The sequence below is a fragment of the Neobacillus sp. OS1-32 genome, from assembly GCF_030915425.1.
GTDB classification, from domain to species: domain Bacteria; phylum Bacillota; class Bacilli; order Bacillales; family Cytobacillaceae; genus Neobacillus; species Neobacillus paridis.
Genome location: NZ_CP133263.1, coordinates 2,181,151 through 2,199,368, shown reverse-complemented (window position 1 = coordinate 2,199,368; position 18,218 = coordinate 2,181,151). Strand labels below are relative to the sequence as shown.

The window sequence follows — 18,218 nt, the reverse complement described above, 5'->3', positions numbered from 1 at the left end:
CAGCGATAAACAAAGGAGGATGATTTATTTGAATGGTCAAAATCAGAAAGTCGATTATGTCCAAGTGGAACAAAGTGAACAGTTTCAGCAATTCATGACAAAAAGAAAGAAATTTATCTTGCCTTACACCATCTTTTTTCTCGTATTCTACTTTTTACTTCCAATCTGCACTTCTTATACTTCTTTTCTTAATACACCGGCAATAGGTGATATTTCCTGGGTATGGCTCTTTGCTTTTGCACAATTTGTGATGACATTTGTGTTATCAATTGTTTATGTCAAAAAAGCTGGTGCACTGGATCAAGAAGCAGAACTCATCATTAAAAATCAAATTCAAAAAGGAGGAGCCGCCTAATGAATATCACGGTTATTGCTCTCTTCCTGGCCATTGTTTTATTAACCCTTGTGATCACGTACTGGGCTGCTAAAAATACAAAAACAACCGGCGACTTTTATACCGCAGGCGGCGGTTTAACCGGGTTCCAAAATGGAATTGCGATTTCCGGTGACTATTTGTCCGCAGCCTCGTTTTTAGGTATTGCCGGTGCCATTGCCTTAAATGGCTTTGACGGTTTTTTTTACAGCATTGGGTTTTTGATTGCCTATTTGGTTGTGATGTTTTTAGTGGCTGAGCCGTTACGAAATTTAGGTAAATATACACTGGCCGATATGATCAATGCTCGCTTTGATGCCAAGAAGGTAAGGGGAGCTGCTGCCCTAAGTACGATTACGATTGTTATTTTTTATATGATTGCCCAGCTTGTCGGCGCGGGTGCACTGATTCAATTGTTATTTGGAATTAAGTATTGGATTGCCGTATTAATCGTTGGTGTGATGATGACGATTTACGTTTTATTTGGCGGAATGATTGCCACCAGCTGGGTGCAAATTGTCAAAGCGGTTCTATTGATGGCCGGAATGATTATTATGACCTTCCTTGTTTTATGGAAGTTTCATTTTAATATCGGGGAGATGTTTACATCCGTAAAATTGGCTACCAGTCATGGTGCCGCCTATCTTAAACCTGGCATTCAATATAAAGACGGCCTTGGAACGATTTCTCTGATGGTTGCCTTGGTACTGGGAACTTCCGGTTTGCCGCATATTCTGATGCGCTTTTTCACCGTAAAGGATGCAAAAACAGCAAGAAGTTCCGTTATCACTGCAACCTGGACGATTGGTATTTTCTATATTCTAACCCTTTTCCTCGGTTTCGGGGCCGCGGCATTTGTCGGTCAAACCAAGATTTTAGAGGCAAACCCTGGAGGGAATATGGCAGCGCCGCTGCTGGCTGAGGCGATCGGTGGGGAATTACTGTTTGCGTTTATTTCTGCGGTTGCGTTTGCGACGATTTTAGCCGTTGTTGCCGGGCTTGTTTTATCAGGCGCATCAGCCTTTGCTCATGATTTATATGCGCAAATTATTAAAAAAGGAAAGGTAACTGAGCGTCAGCAAATGATGGCTGCCCGTAATGCTTCTTTGGCAGTGTCCGTCCTTTCAATTATTTTGGCCTTGGGTGCCCAAAAGCTAAATGTAGCCTTCCTCGTTTCCTTAGCATTTTGTATCGCGGCAAGCGCGAATTTACCGGTGATCCTTTATACTGTTTATTGGAAGCGATTTAATACAGCCGGGGCGATTACCGCCATTTTAGCAGGACTGATCTCGGCACTTGTCTTGGTTGCCCTAAGCCCAAGCGTTATGTCTCCGGTCCCTGGTGCTGCCTTAATTACCGGTGAGCCGATCTTCCCATGGGCCAACCCGGCATTAATCTCGGTACCACTCGGCTTTTTAGGCGGATATATCGGAACCATTTTATCGAAGGAATCAGATCCTGTCAGATATGCGGAAGTAAAGGTAAAAGCAAATATTGGCTATAATGAACAATCGTGATCTGAATAGGATATGAATGGCCATTTTATGGAACCATAAAAATTTTATCAGTGGGGTTCTACTTGCTCGTAAAGTGCTGGTTCTAAAGCACTCGGTGAAGTAGCCGGGCTCTACTTGCCCGAAATGGCTGGTGCTCAAGCGTTCGGTCAACTAGTCCGGTTCTTACTGACTGAAATGGATAGATTCATAAGCGTTGGGTAAACTAGACTGGTTCTACCTCCCGTTAATACGTGGTAAAGCAGATGGAAAAAACGGTGATTTTTCTCCATCTGCTTTTTTAGTTTTTTCTCTGTGATACACGGACTGCTAGGCGAAATAATTGTGCTAAGCGGTTTTGCAATTAAAAGTTGCGTGTTAAGAATAGGTTCCTTAAAATATGTATCAAAGTAATAATTTCGGAATTTCCTATATTATGTTAAAGTAATCTTAAATTTTTCGTAAACGACTCAGAACTAAGTTTTATGGAAAGGAAAAGAAAAATTAAGAAGGCGGTTGTGGACGATGAGTTCAATAAATGAAGTATGTTCGAAGTGTGGGAGTAGCGAGTTTACCGAAGCAACAGACTATATGCCTGTAAAACCGAATAAAATGTCACTTAAAGGTTCCAACAAAATTTATACATTTTGCTTACATTGTGGTGAAGTTCATTCCATTCGCATTGAAGATGTTACTATATTTAAAAAATAATTCATTAACATGCGCCAATCACCTGTTGCAAGCTAAAATAACTTAAAATAATTACCATGAGCCGATCTACGATTTTAATCATGCTTTTTTATAAATGGGAGGAAAGACTGTGAGTTCCCAAATTATCATTGTCTTAATATTAAACTTTATCATATCTTTAATTGGCACATTAGCGTATTCTGTCAGAATGGTTGGGGTCAGAACAGGGAAAATCGCTGTTTCATTTGCCGTATTTAATATCTTATCCCTAATTTCCAGGATGGCCGTAACCTTTCAGGTGCCGCTATTAACAAAATATGTGGAACATCATACCGGCTCCAGTCATTTGTTACAAATTTTTAATGGAATTATTATCGTATCGGGTGCTGCAACTATTGTCGGGGCATTCTTAATCCCAACATTTCAGCGACTTTTTTTTAAAGGAGTATTACGTTTCTCCGTTGATCGGTCAATTCCAAAGCTTGTCATCCATAGTTTTTCAAAAGCGGGAATTCACTATATCAAGGACTGTGTTGCCATTCCGGTAAAAGAGAATATAACAGGCTTTAAGTTCAGGAAATTACCCGGGAAAATTATTATTTATAATGTTATTGCTGTTGCTTTGTTAACCGTAGGGGCATTGGCGCCCATTTATGCCGGAAGTATTGCTCCGGACCTTAGGGCTACCTGTATTACCTTATCGTCCATCATAAATGGTTTTGCGACGATTCTCATGTCGATCTTTATCGATCCGCAGTTATCGATTATGACTGATGATGTGATGGAAGGTAAATGTACAGAGGAAGATTTTCGAACAGTGGTGATTGGAATGGTTGGAAGTAAAACACTAGGAACATTCGCTTCGCTGCTGTTAATTATTCCTGCTTCGTATTTGATCGTATTTATTGCAAAAATTATTTAGGATTCGTATGTTAGTGTTTATTGTGGAACAAAATTGGAAGCAATAATACTTTGAGGAGGCAATAAGCTTCCGAATCTTATATGACATGATATAATAATAGTTGGAAAAAATAAACAATAAGTCAAAATAAAAGCGTTAATGCTTTAAAAGAGAGGTTGATGGTATGGGAGCTTGGAAAAATCCAATTCTCTTAATTTCAGGAATTGGTATTTCCTATTTGGGAAATTGGATTTATCTAATCGCCATAAATATTTCAATCTTAAATTTAACTGGATCAGCAGCGGCAGTGGCCGGTCTGTTCATCATCCGTCCGATCGCCGTTTTACTTACAAATTTTTGGTCTGGGAGTGTAATTGACCGTGTTAATAAAAGAAAATTAATGACTTTTATTGATATTGTCAGGGGAATTTTAGTTTTTTGTATCCCATTCATGAAATCTTTGTGGGGCATCTATTTTCTAATGTTAATCATTAATGTGTTCGGGGCATTCTTCGGCCCCAGTTCGTCCGTGTATATAACAAAGCTGATTCCAGCGGAAAACCGCAAGAGCTTTAATTCATTGATGAGTATGATGAATTCGGGGGCATTTCTCCTGGGTCCTGCTCTTTCAGGTGTTCTGATCATGAACTTTGACACCAATTTATGTATTTTTATTAATGCGATTAGCTTTTTTATGTGTGCCTTTTTCATTTATCTCCTTCCCAATGTAGAGGAAAATGAAGAAAAAATACGGGAGCCTCTCAAATGGAAAATACTTGTGAAGGATTGGAAAAAGGTTAAAGAGTTCTCCTTTAGGTCGAAATTTTTTATAATGGTTTATCTGTTATTTCAAAGTGCCTTGTTAATTGGATTTGCTCTGGATTCACAAGAGGTTACATTTATCAAACAACATTTGAAACTATCCGATCAAGACTATGGCTTAATCGTAAGTATTACTGGAATTGGGTCTTTGATAGGTGGAATGGTTTCGGCTGTTGTAGCCAAAAAGGTGCCGTTAAGACTATATTTGGGGGGCGGGATATTCTTAACATCCATAGGTTATATCTTGTTTTATTCTTCCATTAACTTTATTTCTGCAACTTTGGCGTTTGTCTTTCTGGGTTTCTTCATGACTTTTGCAAACGCAGGGTATGCAACCTTTTTCCAAAATAGTGTTCCCGCAATTATTATGGGTCGGTTCGCGAGTATAGCGGATATGGTGCAGGGAACAATTCAAATAGGTCTTACACTTTTTCTGGGCTTTTTTGCAGAGTGGTTCTCATTGCAAATGGTTTGTATCATTTTTAGCGGTGTTGGAATATTATTTGCTGCAGCACTTTTGGCAGTAACAATACTGCCTTCCAAAGTGCATTATTTTGTTGAAACCGCAAATTCTTACTCCAAGGAACTGGCATGATATTTTTCCGGTATAAAAAAACGAAGAGCTCTGAGCTCTTCGTTTTAATATATCGGCCTTAGCCGACCCCATGTAAGAAAAAGTTGGTTAAAAACAACAGTGAAATGATAAAACTTGCCAGCGACAGCTGCTCATGCTTATTGGTAAAAATTTTCACCAGCGGGTAGGCAATAAAGCCGAAGGCAATTCCGTTCACGATACTGTAAGTTAAGGGAATCATAATGATGATTAAAAACGCTGGAAATGCTTCGGTAAAGTCCGTTAAGTCAATGTTGGTAATATTGGTCAGCATTAATCCGCCGATGATAATCAGGATCGGTGCAATCGCCGTGTCTGGTACCAGCTTGATAAACGGTATAAAGAAAAGCGATGCCAGCATCAATATACCCGTGACAACTGAAGTTAACCCGGTTTTTCCTCCCGATGTAATCCCTGCCGCTGTTTCCACCGTGGAAACGGATGGGCTTGTTCCAAAAAGTCCGCAAACAATCGTGGTTAGTGAGACAGCCCGTAATGACTTTTCGTTCTTTTCCGGCGCTTGCAGCATACCGTTCACTTGGGAATGGACCAGCCCGATATTTTCAAAGACTAGCACCAAAACAAGTGAAAAGACTGCAGACCAAAATGGGATGCTCAGCCATTTTCCAAAATCGGCACTGAGAAAAACATGTCGATATTCCTTAAAAGATAGGAAGCTGGTATCCATTCCGGAAAAATGAACAATGCCAAAAAGATAGGAAACGAGCGTGCCTAGCACGATACTGATTAAAAAGTTTCCCGGTACTTTTTTTAAAAATAAAAATAAGGTAATGATCAAATTAATAATCGCAGCCAGAACAACCGGTGCTGATAAATCGCCAAGAGTCACAAAATTCGCCGTGTTTCCTACTACAAGTCCGCTCTTTTGCAATCCAATAAAAGCAATAAACAAGCCAATTCCCACTGAAATGGCCTCTTTTAATGAAGCAGGAATGGAGTTTGATAGGATCGTAGATAACTTTGTAAATGTAATCAGAACGAAAAGTATTCCGGAAATGACAACCGCTCCTAATGCCTCCATATAATTAAGCCCTAACGAACCGACAATCGTGTAGGTAAACAGAGCATTGATGCCCATACCCGGAACGAGAATTAATGGTGCATTTGCGATCAATGCCACCAAAAGACAGCCGATAAATGAGGACAATATCGTTGCGATAATACCAGCCTCAAGCGGTATTCCAGCATCCTCCAGAATTTTTGCATTGACGGCAATAATATACACGATCGAAAAAAACGATGTAACCCCGGCTACAACCTCCGTTCTTATAGTTGTTCCATGCTGCTTAAGTTTAAAAACTCCTCTCATATTTGTAATCACACTTTCGTGTTGCCCTCTCCCACCCGCATCAAGTATCTTTAATTTCAACTTATGCCGGATAATATTATATCATAGAAATCAAATGGGAGTAATTGTTGTATTGAATAATGAAAAGTGTTCATGGGAAGGTCTAACGGGCACAAACATGGAGAACTCCCAAGGAAAAGTGTTCATAGGAAGGTTTAATGTGCACGAAATCGGAGAGCAGCAAATGAAAAGTGTTCATAGGAAGATCCAACGAGCACAAAAACAGGGAACCACCTTTGAAAAGTGTTCATGGGAAGGTCTAACGAGCACCAAATCGGAGAGCAGCAAATGAAAAGTGTTCATAGGAAGACCCAACGAGCACAAAAACAGGGAACCACCTTTGAAAAGTGTTCATGGGAAGGTCTAACGAGCACGAAATCGGAGAGCAGCAAATGAAAAGTGTTCATGGGAAGATTCAACGTGCACAAAAACGGGAACCGCCAACGAAAACCGTTCATTGAAAGGGCTGATCCGCATCTTCACAAAATGAGATTACCTTAACTATATTTGTCCTTATTTTGTAAATAATTTTGCTGAATTTGCCCTCTCTTTCCTGAAAAATGAGTGTAAAATTAATGTGAAATACTTCGCATGGCGAAAGGAGAAATATAGATGTTTCCTAAATTGTTTTCACCGATCAGGCTTAAGGGGCTTGAACTAAAAAATCGCATTATCTTGCCGGCTATGGGGACGAAATTCACAACAGACAGCAGTATGACCGACCAGCTGATCGATTTTCATGTAGCGCGTACAAAAGGTGGGACAGGGCTAAATATTATGGAATGCACCGGCGTACACGCACCATCTACACCTGGTCGCTTTTTTTCGATAGCAGAAGATAAATATATTCCTGGTTTTAAGCGCTTTAATCAAGCTATTCATGAAGCGGGGGGAAAGACTTGTATTCAACTCTGGCAAGGCAGTATCGCTGTCGCTAGTGACCCGAAGGCCATGATCATTGTCGCCAGTGATATGCAGCTCTCGCCTGAATATACGGTTCCCGGGGCAAGCCATGAGTTAATTGCCGAGCTGACCGAGTGCTTTGGCCAGGCTGCTCGCCGTTCCGTTGAATCCGGTTTCGACTGCATAGAAGTTCACATGGCACACAATTACATTTTGCATTCATTTCTCTCGGGCGGGATTAACCGGCGAACAGATGAGTACGGCGGTTCATTAGAAAATCGGGCCCGCTTTCCGCTGGCCGTCATTAGGGCAATCCGGGCACAGATGCCTGAAGACATGCCTCTATTGATGCGGATCGACGCACATGATGATTATCTTGAAGGTGGCCTTACGATTGAAGAGGTCATTCAATTTTGCAAGTGGGCGAAGGACGCAGGCGTAGATGTTTTAGATATTTCACGGGGGAACATTATTTCCGCCGCCCTTAAGTATGAGGTGCCGCCTATTGACCTACAATGGGGCTTCAACATTGAAAATGCTGCCAGAATTCGTCAGGAGACTGGAATGCTTACGATCGGTGTAGGTCGTATCAACGACCCTGCCTTTGCTGAAGAGATTCTTGAAAGTGACAAGGTGGACATGGTGGTCATTGGGCGGGGACAAATTGCGGATCCTGAGTTTTGCAATAAGGCAAGAGAAGGAAGGGTGGATGAGATCGTCCGTTGTGTCGGCTGCAACCAAGGGTGTTATGACGCCAACGAGCGGGCCGATATTCCTTTTATCAGCTGTCTGCAAAATCCTGCTTGCGGGCATGAAGCGGAATATGCAATTGTTTCCACTGACGCACCTAAGACTGTGCTAATAGCCGGCGGTGGTATGGCGGGGATGGAACTTGCCTCGATACTGAAGCAACGGGGACACAATCCAATCTTATTTGAAAAATCCAACACGCTTGGTGGTCAGTTTATCTTGGTAGGCCTCGCCCCAAGAAAGGCAGAAATGAAAGCTGCTGCTATTCACCGGGGACAGCAACTGCAAAAAATGGGGGTGGATGTCCGGCTGAACACAGCGTTAACGCCTGCTGTTATTGAAGAAATAAAGCCTGATATCGTTGTCAATGCAGCTGGGGCAATGCCGATCAAATTAAAAGTTCCGGGAGCTGAATTAGCGAATGTCTACAGTTATCCGGAAATTCTCCAAGGTGAACGGATTCCAGACGGCCATGTTGTGGTCATTGGCGGCGGTCTTGTAGGATTGGAGACAGCTGAATATTTGCTTCATAACGGCTGTAAGATCACGGTTATTGAAATGCTTGACACAATCGGAGCGGATCTTGGTTCCACTCGCAAAATTATTGTCATGGAAAACCTTTATGGTGCCGGTGTGGACATGCTTACGTCAACGAAGTGCGTAGAAATTAAGCCTGAAGGCGTGGTCGTCGAGCATGAGGGAAAAACGGAAATACTGCCATGTGACGCTGTTGCGGTCGCGGTGGGGGCGCAGAGTACCTCTTTACCGGAGCTGGAGGAATGCTGCCATAGGCTCGGTATTGAGTATCATTGCATTGGCGATGCCCTTAAGCCACGTCGAGCCATTGATGCGACCGCTGAAGCAGCAAAACTGGCCCATGCTGTTTAACCAAAGTAATATTCGCGCTGAATTTACTGTCACTGTTTGCTGATATTGTAATTTTTTTCATTAGTGAGCTCATATAAATGATATCCAATCAGCTTCCTTTATGCTCACATGTTATTCTAGAAAGGTGTTTAGCAGCAAGATATTTAAAGAAGGATGCCTAAAATGTGGCATCCTTCTTTAACGTGAAATATAAATTATTTGACAGCGACTGCCTCCAACAGAATTCAGAAATCACCTCAGCTGGGCCGGCCCCAAAAGATTCGTCGTGGCTTTATCCGTGCCGCTAAAGTAGTCATAGTTTCTAGGTTCGGCTCCGGCACCAAGTGATCATTTTGGTGGCAGTTGTACGGTCGACTCATTTCCTATTTTTTCTACATAACATTACAATTATATTACATTACCGACAGGATTATTGTAATTCTCTCCCTTGGCAGATAAACTAGTACATAGATTAATTGACTGAATGATTAGTAGTAAAAGGAGATTTTGTATGATTAAGAAATTATGTAAGTACACGATATCCGTAGCCGTCCTTGCCACTACGATTCAAGTAACACCTGCTTTTGCAGCACCGGCGACAGTGACAAAAGATCAAATCGAAGCAACCAAGAGCCAAATCGAGGACTTCGAAATGAAAATTGAGAAATTGGATGACCGAATCACCGTCGCAATGGTGAAAAGTCAAGAATTAAATGATCATATTAAAAAACAACAAGCAAAAATAAAGGATACTGAGGCCGAAATTGTAAAAGCCAAAAAAGACTTAGAGATTCACAAAGAGATCTATTCCGAAAGACTAAAAAGTCTTCAGGCAGAAGGAAAAGATTCCCTCGTTACATATGCAGAACTATTGCTTTCATCCGATAACTTTTCGGAGTTTTTAACTCGTTTTACAGCTATTTCAGAGATTATGCAAAGTGATACAGATCTTTTAAACGGTCTGAATGAAAAAGAACAGGCACTTAAAAATGCAGAACAAAAACTAAGCGATGAATTAGAAAATTTAAAACAGAGTCAAGCTGACTTAGCTGCCGAGCAAAAAGAAATTAAAGAAGCTAAAAAAGAAGTTTTCAAAGAATTGGCGAATGCCAAAAACAAATTGCAAAGCCAACAAAATCAACTTGCTCAACAAGAAGCTGAACGGCTGGCTAAAATAGCGCAGCAGCGGGAGGCACAACAAAGAGAAGCGCAAAAGAGAGCTGAAGCAGCTCAGCAACAGCAAGACCGTCCGCAATCTTCCGATAACGGATCGTCCAATTCCAGTCCGTCAACACCGTCAACACCATCGGCCCCACCTGTCAAAGTAACGGGTTCGGCATCAGCGAGCGCTGTTATTGCGAATGCTAAAAAATATCTGGGAGTTCCGTATGTTTGGGGTGGAACATCACCAAGCGGATTTGACTGTTCAGGATTCGTTCAATATGTATTTCGTTCTGTTGGCATCAGCCTGCCAAGGGTTTCAAGAGCCCAGCAAGATGTTGGTCAACAAATTCCTTTAAGCCAAGTGCAACCGGGAGATTTAATCTTTAGAGGGAACCCGGCTCATCATGTTGCCATTTATATTGGGGGCGGGCAATATATTCATGCACCGCAAACGGGTGACGTTGTAAGAATTGCACCATTTAATCCGTCTAAATTTACTACTGCTACAAGAGTATTGCATTAACATAGGATCTTTAAGAGATGCATAGCTAATTTTGAAATGAAAAATAAAGAGCCTTTTCCAACTATTTGGAATTAGGCTCTTTTTATTTCAAACTAAAAAATACAGTAATTGGAGGAGCTAATAGATGAAGGAGGAAAATATTGTTTCGTTTATCAAAGAACTGGAACGATTAAAAAACAATACCAGAACAGCATGGACAAGCACTGGCAGGCACGAAAGCATTGCGGAGCACTCCTGGCGCCTGTGCCTTTTTACTTTCGTACTGGAGGATTCTTTTCCCGATGTCGACTTTAATAAGGTGCTGCGGATGGCTTTGATCCATGATTTAGGGGAAGCTTATGAAGGGGATATTTCAGCCAAGGAGACTGGAAATACCAGTGAAAAATTAAAAAGGGAAGAATTTGCTTTAAACAAAATGATCGAACCACTTTCGCCAAAAATACAAGAACAGTTTTTAGCATTGTGGCAAGAATATAATCAAGCTGAAACAAAAGAAGCTAAATTGGTTAAAGCACTGGATAAAATTGAAACCATTATTCAGCATAACCAAGGAAAAAATCCGAAAGGTTTTGATTATCAATTCAATCTGGAATATGGAAAAAAATACGCAAACTTTGATCCTATTATTCGGGCAATAAGAACAGTAGTCGACCAAGAAACACTTCAAAAAACGACAGGGGAGAAATCGAAGGATCCATCAGCTGACTAGAGTTCAAAGACTAAAACCGGCAAAGAGTAACCTTGAATAAAAACAACAGAGAGCATGGGTGTGCCATGCTTTTTTCTGTTAGCCCAACAGCTATGTGAACGATTATGAACCTTTTTTCAAATCGATTTACACCTAGCATAAGTGGGAGTACTATAATAGTAGGAAAATATTTTTCCATTGTTTTACATCAATAACAACACTTTTAACAGAATAAACTAGCCTCTAGCGAATTTTCTTAATACGTTTGTAAATGGGGGAACTAACAATGAATGAGAAATTAGAGTTTGATACGGTTGATCAAACAATAGCTAAATTGGTTCCAAATCAAGTCTTTGAACAATTGCAAACAAATGAGGAAGGTTTGACAACAGAAGAGGCCACTAAGAGATTAGACCTTTACGGGAAAAATACCATTAAAGAGAAACAAGGAAAATCACTTTATCCGTTATTTCTCGCCAACTTCACCAGTATGCTGGCCATTCTTCTATGGGTCAGCGGCGCCATTGCTTTTATTGCTCAAATGCCGCAATTGGGGATTGCCGTTTGGTGTGTCAATCTGATTAATGGGATCTTTAGTTTTATTCAGGAATATCGGGCAGGGAAGGCAACAGAGGCCTTAAAAAGCTTAATCTCCTCGTACGCCAGGGTAATTCGTGATGGACAAGAGCAGCAAATTTTGGCAGAGGAACTTGTGCCGGGTGATCTGATATTGATCGAGGAAGGTGAGAAAATTTCGGCGGATGCCCGCCTAGTTATGTCCAGTGATTTACGGGTAAATCAATCCGCACTTACAGGTGAATCCCATCCCGTGCAAAAATATGCCGATGCTGTCGAGGGGAAAGATTTAGAAAGCTTTGAAATCCCCAATTTAATTTTTGCGGGAAGTACGGTTTCCAGCGGTTCCGGACAAGCTGTTGTCGTCAAGACCGGCATGAATACGGAATTTGGTAAAATTGCCGATTTAACTCTCAATGTATCTGAAGAATTAAGTCCACTGCAAAAAGAACTGGTTCGGCTGACAAAACAGATTTCCATTATTGCCTTTGCTTTTGGTTTGACATTCTTTTTGCTGGCGATTTTCTTTGTGAAAAATCCGATGGCGGAATCGTTTATTTTCGCTCTGGGGATGATCGTTGCCTTTATTCCAGAAGGACTGTCGCCCACGGTTACCCTGGCTTTGGCACAGGGTGTTCAACGAATGGCCAAGAAAAATGCCTTGGTGAAAAACCTCTCATCGGTTGAAACACTGGGCTGTACCACCGTTATTTGTACCGATAAAACAGGAACGCTGACGCAAAATGAAATGACCGTTAACCATATATGGCTGCCGGGCAGAGAATTAAAGGTGACGGGTAGCGGATTTGCTCCAAAAGGTAAAATTCTCGATAACGGCCGAGAAATTTCCGCAGCTAATGATTCAGCATTAAATTTGCTTGTTACCGCTGCAAGCCTTTGCAGTAATGCCAAAGTGATTCCACCCAATCAGGAAAATCCGCATTACACGGTTCTCGGAGACCCGACTGAAGCCTGCTTAGGTGTTGTTGCTGAAAAAGCCGGTGTCCATGTGGACTTTTTGCAAAGAGAATTGCCGCGAATTTACGAATTGCATTTTGATTCGAGAAGAAAAAGAATGACAACAATTCACGAACTTAACACACAGGTTCATGGAAAAACCCGAGTAGCTTTTACAAAAGGTGCCCCAAAAGAATTAATCGATTTATGTGAAACAGTGAACGTAAATGGAGCGGTTTCTCCGTTAACGGCTGAGTTCAAAGCAACGGTGATGGCCGCAAATGATCAGTATGCCCGTTTGGGTTTGCGTGTTTTGGCCGTAGCGGTCCGCTATATCGGAGAAGATGACCAGGATCTCCCGGCTGATGTTAGTGAGTATACAGTAGAAAATATCGAACGAAAAATGACCTTTATCGGCTTAGTTGTGATGGCTGACCCGCCGCGTCCGGAGGTTCCTGATGCGGTCGCAAAATGCCATCAAGCGGGAATTCGAATTGTGATGATTACTGGTGATTATGGATTAACAGCTGAAAGTATCGCTAAACAAATTGGTATTGTAAGGGGCGATTCTCCACGGGTGATTTCCGGTGTCGAATTGGAAAATCTATCCGATGAAGAGCTAAGGAAATTATTAAAAGAGGAAATTATTTTTGCCCGCGTTGCCCCTGAGCAAAAGTATCGTGTTGTTGAAAATTTACAAAAAGTCGGCGAAGTCGTAGCCGTAACTGGTGATGGCGTCAATGATGCTCCGGCCCTTAAGAAAGCGGATATTGGAGTTGCTATGGGGATCTCCGGAACCGATGTGGCCAAAGAAGCAGCAGATATGATCTTAACTGACGATAATTTTGCTTCGATTGTCCAGGCGGTTGAACAGGGCCGTGCAGTATATAACAATATTCGTAAGTTCCTGCTCTATATTTTAAATAGCAATATGCCGGAAGCGGTCCCTTCGGCGTTCTTCTTATTTTCAAGAGGGACGATTCCATTGCCGTTAACGATTATGCAAATTTTATTTATTGACCTTGGTACCGATCTAATTCCGGCATTAGGCTTGGGATCAGAAGAACCGGAAAGCGGAATTATGCGTAAACCGCCGCGAAATTTGGCTGAACCCTTATTAAATAAACGGATTATCTTCAAAGCTTTCTGCTGGTATGGGATTTTGGCATCAGTCATTTCCATGTGTGGATATTTCTTTGTCAACTTTTCCCATGGATATTCAGCAGCGGGGTGGGCGGAAAAGGGCAGCAATGTTTATCTGGTGGCAACGACGATGACATTGGCCGGTATTGTGTTTAGTCAAATTGGTGCCGTAATGAATTGTCGTACGGAAAGACAATCTGTTTTTAAAAAGGGACTTTGGAAAAATCCTATCATAAATATCGGAATTGCTGCAGAAATCCTTTTTCTGGCTCTCATTATGTACGTTCCTTTATTACAGGACGTCTTTGGGACAGCACCAATTGGGACAAAGAATTGGCTCCTCCTTTTCTGTGTGCCGCCGATCATTCTCATGATTGAAGAAATTCGTAAAGCTGTTTCCCGAAGGCTGACCCATCATGATTAAAAATAATCCAAGGATCTCGTGAACGAGAACAATTTCACGAGATTCTTTTTTTGGCTACCATGAAAGTATAACTATTTTCATTCTTTCTTTGTGGTACAGCGTTGATTTTGCACTGCATGATGGGCTATAAAAAAGTATAAAATTTTTCCACGTCTCATAAATTTAACTATGCCTCATGAACCGCCCTTAAGGACTCGCCAGTCAGCGAGTTTTCAATTTTGATGATAGGATTTGCAAAAATGTTAATAGAGTAGTTAATTCTGAATAGATATACTTTTCGGAAAATATATTGAATTAGTGAAATCAATATGTTACTATTTTTTTCAGAAGGGGGATGAAAGTGAAGAAGAAATCACTGAAGGAAAGGATTATTGACACGGCCTTGGTGCTATTTGAAAAAAATGGCTACCACGGGGTGACCGTAGACCAGATTGTTGAACAATCTGGAACATCCAAAGGCGGGTTTTACCATAATTTTAAAACAAAAAATGAATTACTTTATCACATCCACGACGTTTTTATCTCCTATGTTCTTGAAAAAGCAATAGACGTACAGAATAATCATCATTTTGAAACACCGACAGCACGCTTATGTGCTACCATTCAATCTTTCACCAAAGTATTTGATTTATACAAACCTCATATTACTGTTTTTTATCAAGAAAGTACTTATTTGACTGAAGAATATTCCCAACGCATAAACGAAAAACGCGATCAGTACCGCAGGATCATTGTCCAAATCATCGAGGAAGGTCAGACTAGCGGCGATTTTCGCCCTGAGGTGCCAGCTGATATTGCGGCCATGGCCATCATTGGGATGATTAATTGGACATATAAATGGTTTAACAAAGACGGTCGGTTATCGATTGAATCGATTGCCCAGATCTTTAATGATTTGTTGCTCCATTCTCTCTTATCCGAGAAAGGGAAGAAACAGGAAGTTGTGCAACTTTTTTTACTGAAAAATCACACTCTGACGGCTGAGGCATAAAACAAACCGACTAGTCCGTTTGCAGGATCCCATTAATGACAACAATCGAGGGGGAAAATAATGAACTTTGAGTTAACCGAAGAGCAGCAAATGCTCAAAGAAATGGTACGCGAATTTGCTGAAAAGGAAATCAAGCCATTTGCCCGTGAAGTCGATGAGACAGCGCAAATGCGCTATGAAACTTTTGAAAAATTAGGGGAATTAGGGTTGCTGGGAATTCCGTTTCCGGAAAAATATGGCGGTTCCGGTGGCGACACCATCTCTTATGTTATTGCTGTTGAGGAAATTGGCAAGGCGTGTGGCGGAACCGGTTTGAGCTATGCGGCCAACACCAGTTTAGGGGCAAGTCCGATTTATTATTTTGGAACAGAAGCGCAAAAGCAGGAATGGCTCGTTCCGATGGCCAGTGGGAAAACACTGGGCGCTTTCGGTTTGACCGAACCAAATGCCGGCTCGGATGCTGGTGGCACGAGAACAAAAGCAGTCCTTGATGGCGGGGAATGGGTGATTAACGGTGAGAAATGTTGGATTACCAATGCTAGTTTTTCCAGACAAGTAATTGTAACCGCTGTCACAGGAAAGCGAGAGGACGGAAGAAACATTGTTTCCGCAATTATTGTCCCAACAGACACACCGGGCGTGAAGATCTCCAGCAATTATGACAAGATGGGGGTTCGCGGCTCCAATACATGTGAAATCATCCTCGACAACGTCCGCGTGCCCAAAGAAAACCTGCTTGGCGATGAGAAAAAGGGCTTCAGCCAGTTTTTATACACCTTAGATGGGGGCCGAATCTCGATTGCCGCTCTCGCTGTCGGCATCGCCCAGGCCGCCTATGAAAAAGCATTAAAATTTGCAAAAGAACGGGTTCAGTTTGGCCAAACCATATCTAAATTCCAGGCGATTCAATTTAAATTGGCCGATATGGCAATGGAAATTGAGTTAGCGAGAAATCAAGTTTACAAGGCTGCCTGGTTAAAAGATCAAGGAAAACCATTCGGAAAAGAAGCAGCGTTTGCTAAATTATTTGCTTCGGAAGCCGGGTTCCGCGTCTGTAATCAGGCAATCCAAATCCATGGTGGTTCCGGTTATATGAAAGAGTATGACGTCGAAAGACATTTGCGTGATATTAAATTAATGGAAATCGGCGAAGGAACTTCGGAGATTCAACGTTTAGTCATTGCCCGCCATATAGGATGCTAAACAGGAGGAGATAGGATGTCTGAATTAATTCGTAAAACCGTAGGACAATTGTTAGCGGATCGTGCCACAGAAATGCCGGATCATGAGGCCCTCGTCTATCCGGACCGAGGACTGAGGTATTCGTACCAACAATTTCATGCTGTCTGTGAAAGAATCGCCAAAGGGTTAATCGGTCTTGGAATTCAAAAGGGGGAGAACGTTGCCGCTTGGGCAACGAATGTCCCGGAATGGGTCAGTTTGCAATTTGCTACCGGTAAAATGGGAGCGGTCCTCGTCACCGTCAACACGAATTATCGTACGGCTGAACTTGAATATCTATTAAGACAATCAGACACCACCACATTATTTTTAATCGAAAACTATCGGGGAAATTCCTATATTGATACCATTTATGAGATTTGCCCGGAGCTTGAACATTGTGAGCCGGGAAAACTGGAATCAAAAAGGCTGCCGCTGTTAAAAAATGTTGTCGTCTTAAGTGAAAAAACATATAAAGGCACCTTTAGGTGGACAGACATCTTAGAAATGGCTGATCGTGTTACCGCTCAAGAGCTGGAGGAGCGCTCTCGGTCATTGAAACCGGACGAAGTGATTAATATGCAATATACGTCGGGAACAACGGGATTTCCGAAAGGTGTCATGCTGACCCATAGCAACCTGGTCAATAATGCCTACAATATCGCCCGCTGCATGGAACTAGGCCAGCAGGACCGGCTCTGTATTCCTGTCCCGTTTTTCCATTGCTTTGGCTGTGTGATCGGAACGCTTGCCGCTGTTAGTGTCGGAGCGACGATGGTTCCGGTTCAGGAGTTTGATCCCGAAGTGGTACTGCAAACTGTGGAACAGGAGAAATGTACCGCGCTTCATGGGGTGCCGACAATGTTTATCGCCGAGCTCAATCATCCTAACTTCCCGAAATATGACTTGTCTACGTTGAGAACCGGGGTGATGGCTGGCTCCAACTGCCCGGTTGAAGTGATGAAAAACGTGATGAATAAAATGAACATGACGGAAATTACCATTTGTTATGGTCAGACGGAGTCATCGCCGGTAATTACCCAGACCCGTACCAATGATCCGGTCGAACTGCGGGTGGAAACAGTCGGAAAAGCACTGCCAAATGTAGAAGTGAAAATTGTTGAGCCGGGAACCAGCCGTGAATTGCCCTTTAACCAACAAGGGGAACTATGCACGCGCGGCTACCATGTGATGAAAGGCTATTATAAAAACCCCGATGCCACAAGGGAAGCGATTGATGAGGACGGCTGGCTGCATACAGGCGATTTGGCGATTATGGATGAAAACGGCTATTGCCGCATCACCGGCCGGCTAAAGGATATGATTATCCGCGGCGGTGAAAATGTCTATCCGCGGGAAATTGAAGAATTCCTCTACACCCATCCGAAAATTCTCGATGCCCAGATTGTCGGCGTTCCCGATAAGGTATTTGGCGAAGAGGTATGTGCCTGGATTATTTTGAGAGAGGGCTGCATCGCGACAGAAGAGGAGATTAGACAGTACTGCAAAGAAAGGATATCCCGTCAAAAGGTGCCAAAGTATATATTCTTTACCGATTCTTACCCAATGACCGCATCGGGAAAAATTCAAAAGTACAAACTTATTGAGCAAACGAAAGACCTAATTCCGACCCAATGAAAAATTTTTAGCTACCGTGAAAGGATAACTATTTTCATTCTTTGTGGTGCAGCGTTGATTTTGCCCTGCATAGTGGACTAATAAGAAAGTATAAAATTTTTCCAAATTTTAT

General features: G+C 42.1%; 12 protein-coding genes. 11 read left to right on the top strand and 1 reads right to left on the bottom strand.

Annotated elements, in window-relative coordinates:
- Positions 1 to 28: 28 nt before the first annotated feature.
- The 4 genes from RCG24_RS11095 to RCG24_RS11080 all read left to right on the top strand — a co-directional run bounded on the left by RCG24_RS11095 (position 29) and on the right by RCG24_RS11080 (position 4,874).
- On the top strand, positions 29 to 355 hold the full coding sequence (locus RCG24_RS11095) for a DUF485 domain-containing protein (RefSeq protein ID WP_235888157.1): 327 nt from the start codon (positions 29 to 31) through the stop codon (positions 353 to 355).
- Complete coding sequence (locus tag RCG24_RS11090) at positions 355 to 1,890, top strand: solute symporter family protein (RefSeq protein ID WP_308076947.1); 1,536 nt, start codon at positions 355 to 357, stop codon at positions 1,888 to 1,890. The genes RCG24_RS11095 and RCG24_RS11090 overlap by 1 nt, the downstream gene beginning before the upstream one ends.
- 796 nt (positions 1,891 to 2,686) lie before the next feature.
- Entirely contained in the window at positions 2,687 to 3,478 is a 792-nt protein-coding gene (locus RCG24_RS11085) for a lipid II flippase Amj family protein (protein WP_308076946.1), read from the top strand.
- A gap of 163 nt (positions 3,479 to 3,641) precedes the next feature.
- Positions 3,642 to 4,874 (top strand): MFS transporter, encoded by a 1,233-nt coding sequence (locus RCG24_RS11080; protein WP_308076945.1) that lies wholly within the window; start codon positions 3,642 to 3,644, stop codon positions 4,872 to 4,874.
- 58 nt (positions 4,875 to 4,932) lie between these two features.
- Here the strand turns inward: RCG24_RS11080 and RCG24_RS11075 are convergent, their stop codons facing one another.
- A complete protein-coding gene (locus RCG24_RS11075) occupies positions 4,933 to 6,222 on the bottom strand; it encodes an NCS2 family permease (RefSeq protein WP_308076944.1) in 1,290 nt (429 codons plus the stop codon).
- Between the two features lie 651 nt (positions 6,223 to 6,873).
- Between RCG24_RS11075 and RCG24_RS11070 the strand changes: the two genes are divergently transcribed.
- The 7 genes from RCG24_RS11070 (at position 6,874) to RCG24_RS11040 (ending at position 18,106) form a co-directional block, all read left to right on the top strand.
- Positions 6,874 to 8,802 carry a bile acid Fe-S flavoenzyme BaiCD gene (locus RCG24_RS11070; RefSeq protein ID WP_308076943.1) on the top strand — a complete coding sequence of 643 codons (1,929 nt, stop codon included), beginning with the start codon at positions 6,874 to 6,876 and terminating at the stop codon, positions 8,800 to 8,802.
- Between the two features lie 490 nt (positions 8,803 to 9,292).
- Positions 9,293 to 10,468, top strand: coding sequence for a C40 family peptidase (locus RCG24_RS11065; RefSeq protein WP_202654394.1), 1,176 nt, complete (start codon positions 9,293 to 9,295; stop codon positions 10,466 to 10,468).
- 124 nt (positions 10,469 to 10,592) lie between these two features.
- Positions 10,593 to 11,177 carry an HD domain-containing protein gene (locus tag RCG24_RS11060; protein ID WP_202654393.1) on the top strand — a complete coding sequence of 195 codons (585 nt, stop codon included), beginning with the start codon at positions 10,593 to 10,595 and terminating at the stop codon, positions 11,175 to 11,177.
- A 265-nt stretch (positions 11,178 to 11,442) separates the two neighbouring features.
- Complete coding sequence (locus RCG24_RS11055) at positions 11,443 to 14,256, top strand: cation-translocating P-type ATPase (RefSeq protein WP_308076942.1); 2,814 nt, start codon at positions 11,443 to 11,445, stop codon at positions 14,254 to 14,256.
- A gap of 340 nt (positions 14,257 to 14,596) precedes the next feature.
- Positions 14,597 to 15,247, top strand: a complete 651-nt coding sequence (locus tag RCG24_RS11050; RefSeq protein WP_308076941.1) for a TetR/AcrR family transcriptional regulator — start codon at positions 14,597 to 14,599, stop codon at positions 15,245 to 15,247.
- Positions 15,248 to 15,307: 60 nt separating this feature from the next.
- Complete coding sequence (locus tag RCG24_RS11045; protein WP_308076940.1) at positions 15,308 to 16,450, top strand: acyl-CoA dehydrogenase family protein; 1,143 nt, start codon at positions 15,308 to 15,310, stop codon at positions 16,448 to 16,450.
- A 15-nt stretch (positions 16,451 to 16,465) separates the two neighbouring features.
- Positions 16,466 to 18,106, top strand: a complete 1,641-nt coding sequence (locus RCG24_RS11040) for an AMP-binding protein (protein WP_202654389.1) — start codon at positions 16,466 to 16,468, stop codon at positions 18,104 to 18,106.
- Positions 18,107 to 18,218 lie beyond the last annotated feature (112 nt).